Origin of the sequence: Vibrio sp. B181a (assembly GCF_030248375.1) — a bacterium.
GTDB lineage: Bacteria > Pseudomonadota > Gammaproteobacteria > Enterobacterales > Vibrionaceae > Vibrio > Vibrio campbellii.
In genome coordinates, this window is sequence record NZ_JAHGAD010000010.1 from 42,146 (window position 1) to 54,396 (window position 12,251).

Below are 12,251 nucleotides of genomic sequence, written 5' to 3' on the forward strand. Positions count from 1 at the left end.
TAATAAGCGATTAAGCCAGACGAATGCCGTCTTTCTCGATAACGATCTTACCCGCTTTGTATAGACCGCCGATGGTCTTTTTGTAAGTACCTTTACTTGTGCGGAACATTTCAAAGATCGCTTCTGGTGAAGATTTATCGTTAAGAGGCAAGAAACCGCCCTTCTTCTCTAGGAGTTCAATCACTTTACTCGAAAGATCATCCATCTTCGCAACGCCGACTTTTTGTAGCGCTAAGTCAATCTTACCGTCTTCACGAACTTGCTTGATGTAACCTTTCAGTTTCTTACCGATAAACAATTTACCGAATACGTCTGATGGGAAGATCATGCCCCAATGTTCACCGTTCACGATAGCCTTGTAACCAAGTTGGCTGCGCTCAGCGATAATTAGATCAACCTGTTCGTTCACTTCGTAGTTAGCTGGCGTTTTATCAAGCCATTTGTTGAACTTCGTTGTACCTACGATACGGCCAGAGGCTTTATCTGTGTAAACGTAAACCAGAATGTTTTGGCCAGCAGTAAAGCGTGCACGTTGCTCACTAAAGGGGATCAGAAGATCTTTTTCTTTAATACCCCAGTTTACGAACGCACCCGTTTTGTTGATGCCTTCGATTTTCATTAGACCCCATTCGCCGACTTGAGCGATAGGTTTATCAATGGTCGCAGCTAGCTGGCTTTCTGAATCGAAGTAAAGAAATACGTCAAGATGAGCACCTAGCTCAGTGCCTTCTGGAACATATTTGTTAGGCAGCAGTACAGAACCGTAATCTTCACCATCCAGAAATACGCCAAAATCAGCCGTTTTAATGACTTCTAAGCTGTTAATTTGACCAATTTTAATCATTGAATTTGTCTCTTTTTAAATTTACAGGGAATTATACCCAAACTAACAAGAAAATCAGAGAGAAAAGCGAACCTCTCTGTTATGCTTTGATCGTTCAACAATTTATCCTAGTCCGAACTTAAGTTAATGCAATTAACGGACGCTTATGGGTATAGGATGCTTTAGCAAAATCAGGAGCCTTCCTTGGTCACTGTCGACAAACAAGACTCGGTAACTTTAAAAATCAGCCACGCATTGGCAAAGAGTAAAACGCTCGACCTTGATATCTATATTTTTGTCCCTGGTGAGTTGGGGTTAAATTCCGACATCATTAGTGAGTCTGAGTACTACTACACTTCGATTACACAAAAACGCTCTTACTACAGTACGGAAGTACTGCTGCCTTTGGTACACAGCCGTCTCGCCAAACGTGGTCGCCTGTCCAATCGCCAATATCGTGTAAGTTTGAGTTTGTTTGCTTATCAATACGTTATAGCACTTGATAAAGCCGTCGCGGCGCTAAATAAACACGAGAATGACAGTGTCACGGCTGAAGAAGTAGATGAGGTGATTGAGCTGACGCTTGATATCCTAAAACGTCTGCGTCGTTCGATCCCTTATGAAGAGAACCTCAAGCGTTACTACGTCAACATCGATAACTATCTGTCTTGGTACACCGAGCAGAGGTTCCTATCTCTCGTGGCTCACCTTCCTCGCGAAGGCGATTACAGCACAATTAAAGATCGCTTGATTACGTTATGTGAGAAAGAGCAAGCGCACCGTAAGCTAAATAACTACAACTCGACAAACGTTGTGGATGACGTGACGCGTCTGTCAAACAAGATGCGTTTATTAAGGCGCTTGATTGAGCACCCTATTGTCCTGCGCGAAAAAACCATGTCGATGGGTAACAACATTAAGCGTGCAATCAAAGGCATCGCGACAGGTTTAGTGATGGTCGTGGTGACGAGTACCGTGATTCTTGCGCGAGACTACTTAGGCGAGATTTCTGCGTCTTTCATTATCGCGATGTCCTTTATTTATGCCCTTCGTGAAATCTTTAAAGATGACTTGCGTGACGCAATGTGGCGTTGGATTCGTAAAGGTAAGCCAAAGTGGCGTAAGAAATACATGGATCCAACGACGAAGAAAGTCGTTGGCCGTAAGTTGGAATGGCTAGATTACCGTTCGCTTTCAAGCTTACCTGACCGCATTCAAAACATTCGTAAGAAACGAGTCGTTCAGCGTGAAGAGCAAATTCTTCATTACCATGCTAAGACCGAGATGGCGACGTCTTTGTTCTTAAGTGGTTACGAGCAAACTCGTGAGACATTGAATATGAGTCTACGTCCGATTATTCGCTTAATGGACAAGAGCTCAAACCGTGTTTATCGCTTAAATGAAGGGCAAGTGAGTAAAGAGTCCGTTGAGAAACGCCACTTGCTCAATGTGATTGTCAAAGAAGACAACCACACCGATGAGCCCGTTTACTATCGCTGGAAGGTGGTATTAAACCGCTCTAAAATTGTTTCGATTGAGAAAATCGACTTGGTATAAACCCATCAAATGGGAAACGACATTAAGCAGCTTGTTTTTGAGCTGCTTTTTTTATCGAAAGCGTTAGAGAAAATTCAGCCATTGGCTCTTCACCATTCACGCTTGGACACAGCGCCGTAATCTTAACATCTCGATTAATACGCTCGCCTGTTTCTAGTGTCATTCGCAGCATTTCATCAATCAGTGGACCGTCATGACAAACAAAGTGTACATCCCCTTCCGGACGTTTTAAAAATTCAGCCGACACGCCTTTAAAAGCCAAAGAAATGCGTTCTCCCTGCTCTTGAGCTTTACTCATGGCAAGAAAGCCACCCGCGACATCCGCACCAACAGCAAGCGCACCAAAATACATACTATTAAGATGGTTCTTCGTTCTACGTCTCAGTGGAATTTTGACTTCTACATGTTGGTCGTCAATCGCCAAGATCTTTGGGCGACATAACCAAATGAGCGGGACTTTCGAAAAACCAAAAAGGTTTAAGTAAAGATTTGCACGTCGAACAGCAGATAACATCTTGGTCTCCTTACCAGACTAGTCAGACCAGTTAATCAACGAAGCATAAAAATGTCAAAGAAATGTTAATGATAAATCGATCTCCGTATAGAAAATCGCAAACGGTTTCTTTTGACAAGCAATGAAAGCTGGATATGAAACTTCCGCCGTAGCCCGCTTTACAAGGTATTTTGCAAGATTTGCGTGTTAGCAAATAGAAAAACTAGTTATAAATTCAAACGACTATGTATTGATCTCCAAGGACATTTTTGTCATTTATACATAACTATCACTGATGATAAGACACAGCATTACATACATTTCGGTATTTACTAGATAAGAATCCCGTGAAACGGTTTATTCCTAACTATAATTCCGTTATCTTTACCGCTTCGCAATAGAGAATAAAGCTATAACATGCCTATTAAAACAGATGAATTGAGAACCCAACCTTTGGGTCCGATGCCGACACCCGCAGAGCTAGGTAGCGTACATCCAATTACCGATGACGTCGCTGACCGTATCGCTCAATCTCGTCGTCAAATTGAGAAGATTTTAACTGGTGAGGATGACCGCATCCTTGCTATCGTTGGCCCATGTTCGGTGCACGACACTGAAGCGGCAATTGACTACGCAACTCGCCTTGCGAACATTCAAGATAAGTACAAAGATGAACTGTTCATCGTAATGCGTACTTACTTTGAAAAACCTCGTACCGTTGTTGGTTGGAAAGGCCTAATCACGGACCCTAACCTAGATGGTTCATACGCGCTTGAAGCTGGCCTTCACAAAGCACGCAAACTGCTACTGGATATCAACAAGCTTGGCCTTGCGACCGCTACTGAGTTTCTTGATATGATCACAGGCCAGTACATTGCTGATCTGATCACGTGGGGCGCAATTGGTGCTCGTACAACAGAATCGCAAATCCACCGTGAGATGGCTTCTGCGCTATCTTGCCCTGTTGGCTTCAAGAACGGTACAAATGGTAATGTGAAAATCGCGATCGACGCGATTCGTGCGTCAAAAGCATCACACTACTTCTACTCTCCAGACAAGAATGGTCGCATGACGGTTTACCGCACAAGTGGTAACCCATACGGTCATATCATTCTTCGTGGTGGTGAGAAAGGTCCTAACTTTGATGAAGCGTCTGTTAAACAAGCGTGCGAAGCTCTGGCAGAGTTCGACTTGCCACAACGTCTGATTGTAGACTTCAGCCATGCGAACTGTCAGAAACAGCACCGCAAGCAAATTGAAGTTGCACAAGATATTTGTGACCAAATTAAATCAGGCAGCACTCGCATTGCGGGTATCATGGCGGAAAGCTTCATCATTGAAGGCAATCAGCCAATGACTGATATTCACAACTTAACTTACGGTCAATCTATCACTGACCCATGTCTGAGTTGGGATGATACTGTAACTATGCTAGATATGCTGGCAGAAGCAGTAAAATCCAGTAAGTAATTTCCCTATAACAAGATAATCAAGGAATCTTCATGCCATCGTTTGATATTGTTTCAGAAATCGATACCGTTGAACTACGTAACGCGGTTGATAACGCTAACCGTGAACTATCGACTCGTTTCGATTTCCGCAATGTGAATGCGAGCTTTGAGCTAGTAGAAGAAAATGTAAAAGTGTCCGCAGAAGGCGAGTTCCAGCTTAAGCAAATGCGTGACATCCTACGTAGCCACTTGGCAAAGCGTAACATTGATGCGAACGCTATGGATGCAAAAAATCCAGAAGCGACGGGTAAAAACTGGCACCAAAACATCGCTTTCCGCCAAGGCATCGATACGCCTACTGCGAAAAAGCTAGTTAAGCTAATCAAAGATGCGAAGCTTAAAGTTCAAGCGTCTATCCAAGGCGACAAAGTGCGCGTAACGGGTAAGAAGCGTGACGACTTACAAGCGACGATTGCAGCGATCCGTGAAGCAGAGATGGGTATCCCATTTCAGTACAACAACTTCCGTGATTAATTGCGCTCTCCTATTCGCCTTGTAGGTGGATAAGAAAAGTGGAATAAAAAACGCCGGCGATAATCTCGTCGGCGTTTTTGTAGAAGCTTAATGTCTAGTGGCCTTGAGGATTAGATCACTAAATCTTGCCCTTGCAGCAGCGAGAACTCGCTTGTTCCGTGAGGAATGAACACACATACACGAAGCTTCTCCTCTTTGGCTTTTCTCAGCATGTCGGAGAGCTCAGTTGCACTGGAGAATGCCTCACGTTCTGCATCTCTTCTCACCAGCTCCATTACATCCGCTTCGCATTTCGTTGAGTGAAGTGCCAGCTCTGCTTGCTGCATATAACGCACAGCTTTGATAGGTAACATTTCCACATCTTTACCTACCTGAATCCATGTACAACTGCCTGCCTCATCCAACGGCTTGGTCATGGTTTCTTGATAGATGGTTTCAAGCTCTCGATTGTCGCGCGCATTTTCTACTTCAGGATGAGAGAAATAGTTCTCCCAAAACTTACGACGTAAATCGACGCTTGGTAGCGCTTCTTTAATCGAGTTACGTTTTGAGTTAGCAAACTCCGCCATCAATCCCATGTTTTGCGGCAGAATCGCTTCTAACTTTTCTCGAATGTTGCGGATCAGTACAGGAGACGCGCCACCACTCGAGATAGCGATTTGAATGCGTCCGCGATTAATCATTGAAGGCGTAATGAAATCACAGTAAGGCTTGTCGTCTACAACGTTGACTAAGATGCCTAACTCTTTCGCGTCTTTATAGACCTGATGATTCAGTTCTGGGTTATCTGTGGTTGCCCACACTTGAATGAAAGACTTTGTGACAAGGTCACTTGAGTAAAAGCGTTGAATCCAATGTACTTGCTGCTCTTGAGCAAGCTTATCGAGGAAATCAACAAGGCTTGGGGAGACAATGGTAACATCCGCACCAGCTTTAAGCAGTGCCTCCACTTTACGGCTTGCTACTTCACCACCACCAACAACCAGTACTGGTTTATTCACTAAATCTAAGAACAGAGGAAAATATCGCATTTCAATCCATGATCACTTCAAATAACTGTCGAAATTCATGCTACCAAAAATGGGGCAATCACTTCACCTTGTTTCGACTTCACAAATAATATTTGTTCAAATTTTCGGCTGACATAGCCGCCCTACACTAATGACACTTTTAATAACAAACTTTTATCCTTCTGTTTTATTCCTTCTTTTACCGATTGTTCTGATGCACCAATTCAACAATTAGTTGCACTATTTACAAACAATTAACATTTCGTCATTCTAAATCGCAAGGCGCTTTGTGACTTCTCTCCAAAACTCTTTTTAAATTATATGTTTGAGAATTAGCAAATCCTTTCCTACGCTTTAACTGATTGATTTGACGATGGCCGTTTCTTCTAAAATCAATCATGTAGGACGAAAACACAAACGAATTGGACACGTTGTATCAGGTCGCTCCTGATTAAACATGGATCATACAGGAAGGATACAAATGGCGAATAAACTCACAGTTCTTGCTTCCGTCGTAGCGGCTTCTACTGCAATGATGGCGACTTCAGCTCAAGCAGCAGACACTACTCTGGACAAAGTCACAAAACAAGGTTTTATTACTTGTGGCGTAAGTACCGGTCTACCTGGTTTCTCAAACCCTAACTCAAAAGGTGAATGGGAAGGTATCGACGTAGAATATTGCCAAGCACTGGCTGCAGCCGTTCTTGGGGATAAAACGAAAGTTAAATATGTACCCCTTACCGCGAAAGAACGTTTCACTGCACTTCAATCGGGTGAAATCGATGTGCTTTCACGTAACACCACCTGGACACTACACCGTGATACGGCTCTTGGCTTGAACTTTGTCGGCGTTAACTATTACGACGGTCAGGGATTCATGGTTAAGAAAGATCTTGGTGTATCAAGTGCGAAGGAGCTTGATGGCGCATCAGTGTGTGTACAGTCAGGTACGACAACGGAGCTTAACTTGGCGGACTACTTCCGCAACCAAGGTATGGCATACAAACCCGTCGTATTTGATACAGCTGCACAAACTTCTAAAGGTTTTGATGCTGGTCGCTGTGACGTACTGACGACGGACCAATCTGGTCTGTATGCTCTGCGTTTAAACCTTAAAGACCCTTCTTCTGCAACCGTTCTTCCTGAAATCATCTCTAAAGAGCCTCTAGGCCCAGTGGTACGTCAAGGTGATGACCAATGGTTCAATATTGCCAAGTGGACTCTATTTGCGATGGTAAATGCGGAAGAGTATGGCATTAGCTCTAAGAATGCTGATGAGATGTTGAAATCGAAAGATCCAAACATCAAACGTATTCTTGGTGTGGACGGCCCGAAAGGTAAAGGTCTAGGCATTCGTGACGATTGGGGCTACCAAGTTATCAAGCAAGTAGGTAACTATGGTGAAAGCTTCGAGCGTACGGTTGGTACTGGTTCACCGCTGAAAATTTCTCGTGGTGTGAACGCACTATGGAATGCAGGCGGCTTCATGTACGCGCCACCAATCCGCTAATACAACGATTATCACAGGGCGGTTTATGCCGCCCTTTTTCGTGAGTAACTGTATAAATAAGGGTTTGAGGTTATCGCTGTATGAAACCGACGAATGATACATCGCCAAGTACGATGTCCAAACCAAGCGGAAGTAAGAGCCTGATTTACAATCCTGCTTTTCGCTCCGCTCTTTTCCAGATCATTGCCGTAGCTGCACTGGTATTTTTCTTCTACACAATCATCAACAATGCGCTGACCAATCTTGAAGCACGTGGTATTGCAACAGGCTTTGGTTTCCTTAATCAAGAAGCAGGCTTTGGGATCGGCCTGACTCTTATCGAATACGATGAAACGTTTTCTTATGGGCGTACTTTCGTCGTTGGTCTTCTTAATACCGCACTGGTTTCTGTGCTCGGTATTATTCTCGCAACCGTAATTGGTTTTGTTATGGGTATCGCACGTCTCTCCTCCAACTGGTTGGTGAGTCGATTAGCCGCGGTTTATATTGAAACATTCCGAAATATTCCACTACTTCTGCAAATCTTCTTTTGGTATTTCGCCGTTCTTCAAGCCCTACCATCACCACGTCAAAGCATGAGCCTTGGTGAAGCTATCTTTTTGAACGTACGTGGTTTGTATTTCCCTGCACCGGTTATGGAAGCAGGAAGCAGTTTTGTTATTGCTGCACTCATTATCGGTATCATCGCAAGTATTCTGATCAACGTTTGGGCGAACAATAAGCAACGCTTAACGGGTCAACAAACGCCGATGGGCCGCATTGTGTTTGGCTTAGTCATTGTGCTTCCTTTGGTCGTTTACTTCTTAGCGGGAATGCCTATTTCATTGCAATACCCAGAGTTAAAAGGCTTTAACTTCCGTGGTGGCATCAGCATCATTCCAGAACTTGCAGCACTCCTACTTGCGTTGAGTGTCTATACCGCGTCGTTCATTGCTGAGATTGTTCGCTCTGGTATTAACGCTGTGAGTCATGGTCAAACAGAAGCGGCAATGTCGCTTGGTTTACCTCGAACGAAGACACTAAAGTTGGTCGTCATTCCACAAGCGCTGCGTATTATCATCCCTCCTCTTACTAGCCAATATTTGAACCTAACCAAGAACTCTTCGCTAGCAATGGCGATTGGTTACCCAGATCTGGTATCTGTGTTCGCTGGTACCACCTTGAACCAAACTGGGCAAGCGATTGAGATCATCGCGATGACCATGGGGGTTTACTTGACGTTGAGTTTGATTACTTCGGCGTTGATGAACGTGTACAACCGTAAAGTTGCACTGGTGGAGAGATAATATGAGCACACATCAATTTCAACCTGATCTTCCACCACCGGCGAACACTGTCGGAGTAATAGGTTGGCTACGCAAAAACTTATTCAATGGGCCGGTGAACTCCATTGTCACGCTTATCCTTGCTTACATCGTGTTCTCAGCCCTTTGGAACATTATTGATTGGGCATTTGTTAATGCGGATTGGATTGGCGCAACCAGAGACGACTGTACACGCGAAGGCGCATGTTGGGTTTTTATCAGCGTCCGTTGGGAACAGTTCATGTATGGATTCTATCCAGAAGCTGAACTCTGGCGCCCTCGCCTGTTCTACATCACATTGGCGATCTTTACAGTGCTACTCGCTTACGAGAAAACGCCGAAACGCATTTGGATTTGGTTGTTCTTCGTAAACATTTACCCATTCATTATTGCCGCATTGCTATATGGTGGCGTATTTGGTCTTGAAGTCGTTGAGACACACAAATGGGGTGGTCTATTAGTTACGTTGATCATTGCGCTTGTTGGTATCGTTGTTTCTTTACCAATTGGTGTTGCGTTAGCACTCGGTCGACGTTCAGATATGCCAATTATTCGCAGTATCTGTACGGTGTACATTGAAGTGTGGCGCGGTGTCCCACTCATTACTGTTCTGTTCATGGCATCGGTCATGCTACCGCTGTTTTTAGCGGAAGGCTCCGAAACTGACAAGCTGATCCGTGCGCTAATAGGTGTGGTTATGTTCAGTGCCGCCTACATGGCGGAGGTAGTGCGTGGTGGCTTGCAAGCGATTCCGAAAGGACAATATGAAGCGGCGGATGCTCTTGGTCTTAGCTACTGGAAGAAAATGGGACTGATCATTTTGCCTCAGGCGCTGAAGATCACTATCCCTTCAATCGTGAACACGTTCATCGGCCTGTTTAAAGATACCAGTCTTGTGCTTATTATCGGTATGTTTGACGTACTGGGCATCGGACAAGCCGCGAATACCGACCCAGAGTGGTTAGGTTTCGCAACCGAAAGTTATGTATTTGTCGCGTTAGTGTTTTGGGTATTTTGTTTTGGCATGTCACGTTACTCGATATGGCTTGAAAACAAACTGCATACCGGTCACAAACGATAACTCATCAAGATCAAGGACGTATTATGACGCAACAACAAGATTATATGATCCAGTTGAAGGACATGAATAAATGGTATGGTGAGTTTCACGTACTAAAGAACATCAATCTAGAGGTAAAAAAAGGCGAGAAAATCGTTATCTGCGGCCCTTCAGGTTCAGGTAAGTCAACCATGATTCGTTGTATCAACCGTTTGGAAGAGCATCAGGCTGGCAGTATCTATGTGTCGGGTACTGAACTTACCGAAGACCTGAAAAACATTGAGGCGGTTCGTCGTGAAGTAGGTATGTGTTTTCAGCACTTCAACCTCTTCCCTCATCTAACGGTTTTGGAGAATTGTACGCTTGCCCCTATCTGGGTGAAGAAAATGCCGAAAGAAGAAGCTGAAGCCGTCGCAATGCAGTACCTAGAGCGCGTTAAGATCCCAGACCAAGCCGACAAGTATCCGGGGCAGCTCTCCGGTGGTCAGCAACAACGTGTGGCGATCGCCCGCTCTCTTTGTATGAGCCCTAAAGTAATGCTGTTTGATGAACCCACTTCGGCACTCGACCCAGAAATGGTGCGTGAAGTGCTTGACGTAATGGTTGAGCTCGCAGAAGAAGGCATGACCATGCTGTGTGTGACGCACGAGATGGGCTTTGCAAAAGAAGTTGCCGACCGAGTTATCTTTATGGATGCGGGGGAAATTATCGAAGAAAACAACCCTGTCGACTTCTTCGAGAACCCACAATCGGATCGAACTCAGAACTTCTTAGCCCAGATCCTTCATCACTAATTGTGATTTAAACATTCAGACGAAAAATGAAATAAGAGTGTAAAGCGCTGACCTCAAATCAGCGCTTTTTCTTTACTCCAACAAGTGCATATCACCCTTGTTACGAAAATCCAGTTGATTCAAGATGTTGTAAATTCGCGCAATCTTGCAACCTACTTCGTGAGCTGCGCTTCAATGCTTTGAATAGTAAGCCTTTCTTCGCTATGCAAGGCGGTAATATTGTGTTACAAGTTGCCACATACATAACACATTATTTCTATTATTATTTTGTTCTAGATATACATGTGGCGGGCTTGATTTTTTGAACTATCGGGCCCATATATGTCTATATATTAAAGATAAGACAGTCCCTTATAGAGGAAGATTATGAACAGTCCTATGTTTTCTCGCACTACTACTCAAGAGAGTGCTCTACAAACCAACAAAGTACTGCGTAATACATATGCACTACTTTCTATGACTCTACTATGGTCAGCACTGGTTGCTGGCGTATCAATGGCATTTAACCTTCCACGTCCGGGTATTATCCTAATGTTGGTCGGTTTCTACGGTCTACTATTCCTAACAGAAAAGAACCGTAACAACAGCCTAGGTCTTGTGTTTACGTTCCTATTCACAGGCTTCTTGGGTTACACCATTGGTCCAATCCTAAACATGTACATCGGCGCTGGTATGGGCGACGTTGTTCTAACAGCTCTTGGCGGTACAGCTCTATCGTTCATGGCTGCATCGGCTTACGCTCTAACGACAAAACGCGACCTATCTATGATGGGTGGCTTAATGCTGTCACTATTTGTAGTTCTAGTAGTGGGTATGATTGCGAGCATCTTCATCCAATCAACGATCCTACACCTAGCACTTAGCAGCTTGTTCATTGTTTTCTCTACTATGGCAATCCTGATGACCACTCAAGGCATCATCCGCGGTGGTGAAACAAACTACATCTCTGCAACGATTACACTGTACGTTTCAATCTACAACATCTTCATCAGCCTACTAAGCATCCTAGGCATCATGAACGACGACTAAACCGTCAGATTGAATTGAAACTCCAAAAAGCCCGAAGTTGTACTTCGGGCTTTTTCTTTGCGCCTAGCCTTGTGGATGCTACCTCCTTTTTTACACCAACTCCTTAAAACAGAAATTTGAATATTCATGCAAAAACCAAAATACTCACCCCGAGAATTTTCTAACCAAATGAATAAATCAACAATTTAGTGAATAGCCGTTGATTTATCCAAACTGCTTGCCCATGTTCGAAGTCTACTTTTGACTGCACACATTTACATCGCTTGGAAAGCCCAAAGGATTCTTTTGTTGAGAATACGTCAGCCTCTACGCTACCCTATACGTATCAAAGGTTACTTAGCGGAAGCAAAGCTATGTTCGTTTACAACGGCAAAGAAATTGAAACCGATGCTCAAGGTTATCTACTTGACCACACTCAGTGGGAAGAAGGCATGATTGAGCTTCTAGCAAAAGAAGAAGAAATTGAACTAACAGAAGCGCACTTAGAAGTGGTTCACTTTGTACGTAATTTTTATGAAGAGTTCAACACATCACCAGCAGTAAGAATGCTAGTAAAAGCAATGGAAAAGGCACACGGCCCGGAAAAAGGTAACAGCAAGTACCTATTCAAACTGTTTAAGAAAGGCCCTGCAAAACAAGCAACCAAATTGGCTGGTCTACCAAAACCAGCGAAATGTTTGTAAGGC

Annotated in this window: 12 protein-coding genes; 9 read left to right on the plus strand and 3 right to left on the minus strand. The window is 44.0% G+C overall.

What is annotated here, in order from left to right:
• Window positions 1-10: 10 nt before the first annotated feature.
• A complete protein-coding gene (locus KIO97_RS05490; protein WP_285381415.1) occupies window positions 11-844 on the minus strand; it encodes a S1 RNA-binding domain-containing protein in 834 nt (277 codons plus the stop codon).
• Between the two features lie 183 nt (window positions 845-1,027).
• Between KIO97_RS05490 and KIO97_RS05495 the strand changes: the two genes are divergently transcribed.
• On the plus strand, window positions 1,028-2,380 hold the full coding sequence (locus tag KIO97_RS05495; protein WP_285381417.1) for a hypothetical protein: 1,353 nt from the start codon (window positions 1,028-1,030) through the stop codon (window positions 2,378-2,380).
• Window positions 2,381-2,402: 22 nt separating this feature from the next.
• Here the strand turns inward: KIO97_RS05495 and KIO97_RS05500 are convergent, their stop codons facing one another.
• Complete coding sequence (locus tag KIO97_RS05500; protein ID WP_005430975.1) at window positions 2,403-2,894, minus strand: DUF4442 domain-containing protein; 492 nt, start codon at window positions 2,892-2,894, stop codon at window positions 2,403-2,405.
• A 396-nt stretch (window positions 2,895-3,290) separates the two neighbouring features.
• Between KIO97_RS05500 and KIO97_RS05505 the strand changes: the two genes are divergently transcribed.
• A complete protein-coding gene (locus KIO97_RS05505; RefSeq protein WP_005430973.1) occupies window positions 3,291-4,343 on the plus strand; it encodes a 3-deoxy-7-phosphoheptulonate synthase in 1,053 nt (350 codons plus the stop codon).
• Between the two features lie 32 nt (window positions 4,344-4,375).
• Window positions 4,376-4,858, plus strand: a complete 483-nt coding sequence (locus tag KIO97_RS05510; RefSeq protein WP_005430971.1) for a YajQ family cyclic di-GMP-binding protein — start codon at window positions 4,376-4,378, stop codon at window positions 4,856-4,858.
• Window positions 4,859-4,968: 110 nt separating this feature from the next.
• Here KIO97_RS05510 and KIO97_RS05515 read toward each other — a convergent pair whose 3' ends face one another.
• Window positions 4,969-5,889, minus strand: coding sequence for a siroheme synthase (locus KIO97_RS05515; protein ID WP_045380553.1), 921 nt, complete (start codon window positions 5,887-5,889; stop codon window positions 4,969-4,971).
• 460 nt (window positions 5,890-6,349) lie between these two features.
• Between KIO97_RS05515 and KIO97_RS05520 the strand changes: the two genes are divergently transcribed.
• From KIO97_RS05520 to KIO97_RS05545, 6 genes are all read left to right on the plus strand, one after another.
• On the plus strand, window positions 6,350-7,378 hold the full coding sequence (locus KIO97_RS05520; protein WP_005430967.1) for an amino acid ABC transporter substrate-binding protein: 1,029 nt from the start codon (window positions 6,350-6,352) through the stop codon (window positions 7,376-7,378).
• An 80-nt stretch (window positions 7,379-7,458) separates the two neighbouring features.
• Window positions 7,459-8,664 (plus strand): amino acid ABC transporter permease, encoded by a 1,206-nt coding sequence (locus tag KIO97_RS05525; RefSeq protein ID WP_005532389.1) that lies wholly within the window; start codon window positions 7,459-7,461, stop codon window positions 8,662-8,664.
• Between the two features lies 1 nt (window position 8,665).
• Window positions 8,666-9,763, plus strand: a complete 1,098-nt coding sequence (locus tag KIO97_RS05530) for an amino acid ABC transporter permease (protein ID WP_134976972.1) — start codon at window positions 8,666-8,668, stop codon at window positions 9,761-9,763.
• A 23-nt stretch (window positions 9,764-9,786) separates the two neighbouring features.
• Window positions 9,787-10,536: an amino acid ABC transporter ATP-binding protein gene (locus tag KIO97_RS05535; protein WP_005532391.1), complete on the plus strand. Its 750-nt coding sequence runs from the start codon at window positions 9,787-9,789 to the stop codon at window positions 10,534-10,536.
• Between the two features lie 366 nt (window positions 10,537-10,902).
• The gene (locus KIO97_RS05540; RefSeq protein WP_005532392.1) at window positions 10,903-11,565 is read left to right on the plus strand and encodes a Bax inhibitor-1/YccA family protein; all 663 of its coding nucleotides are present in this window, start codon (window positions 10,903-10,905) and stop codon (window positions 11,563-11,565) included.
• Window positions 11,566-11,918: 353 nt separating this feature from the next.
• Window positions 11,919-12,248 (plus strand): TusE/DsrC/DsvC family sulfur relay protein, encoded by a 330-nt coding sequence (locus KIO97_RS05545; protein ID WP_285381420.1) that lies wholly within the window; start codon window positions 11,919-11,921, stop codon window positions 12,246-12,248.
• Window positions 12,249-12,251 lie beyond the last annotated feature (3 nt).

What these genes read in the sequence shown, in the direction of transcription:
- KIO97_RS05490 (WP_285381415.1), bottom strand. Translation starts at nt 844, where the DNA reads ATGATTAAAATTGGTCAAATTAACAGCTTAGAAGTCATTAAAACGGCT.
- KIO97_RS05500 (WP_005430975.1), bottom strand. Translation starts at nt 2,894, where the DNA reads ATGTTATCTGCTGTTCGACGTGCAAATCTTTACTTAAACCTTTTTGGT.
- KIO97_RS05505 (WP_005430973.1), top strand. Translation starts at nt 3,291, where the DNA reads ATGCCTATTAAAACAGATGAATTGAGAACCCAACCTTTGGGTCCGATG.
- KIO97_RS05510 (WP_005430971.1), top strand. Translation starts at nt 4,376, where the DNA reads ATGCCATCGTTTGATATTGTTTCAGAAATCGATACCGTTGAACTACGT.
- KIO97_RS05515 (WP_045380553.1), bottom strand. Translation starts at nt 5,889, where the DNA reads ATGCGATATTTTCCTCTGTTCTTAGATTTAGTGAATAAACCAGTACTG.
- KIO97_RS05520 (WP_005430967.1), top strand. Translation starts at nt 6,350, where the DNA reads ATGGCGAATAAACTCACAGTTCTTGCTTCCGTCGTAGCGGCTTCTACT.
- KIO97_RS05525 (WP_005532389.1), top strand. Translation starts at nt 7,459, where the DNA reads ATGAAACCGACGAATGATACATCGCCAAGTACGATGTCCAAACCAAGC.
- KIO97_RS05530 (WP_134976972.1), top strand. Translation starts at nt 8,666, where the DNA reads ATGAGCACACATCAATTTCAACCTGATCTTCCACCACCGGCGAACACT.
- KIO97_RS05535 (WP_005532391.1), top strand. Translation starts at nt 9,787, where the DNA reads ATGACGCAACAACAAGATTATATGATCCAGTTGAAGGACATGAATAAA.
- KIO97_RS05540 (WP_005532392.1), top strand. Translation starts at nt 10,903, where the DNA reads ATGAACAGTCCTATGTTTTCTCGCACTACTACTCAAGAGAGTGCTCTA.
- KIO97_RS05545 (WP_285381420.1), top strand. Translation starts at nt 11,919, where the DNA reads ATGTTCGTTTACAACGGCAAAGAAATTGAAACCGATGCTCAAGGTTAT.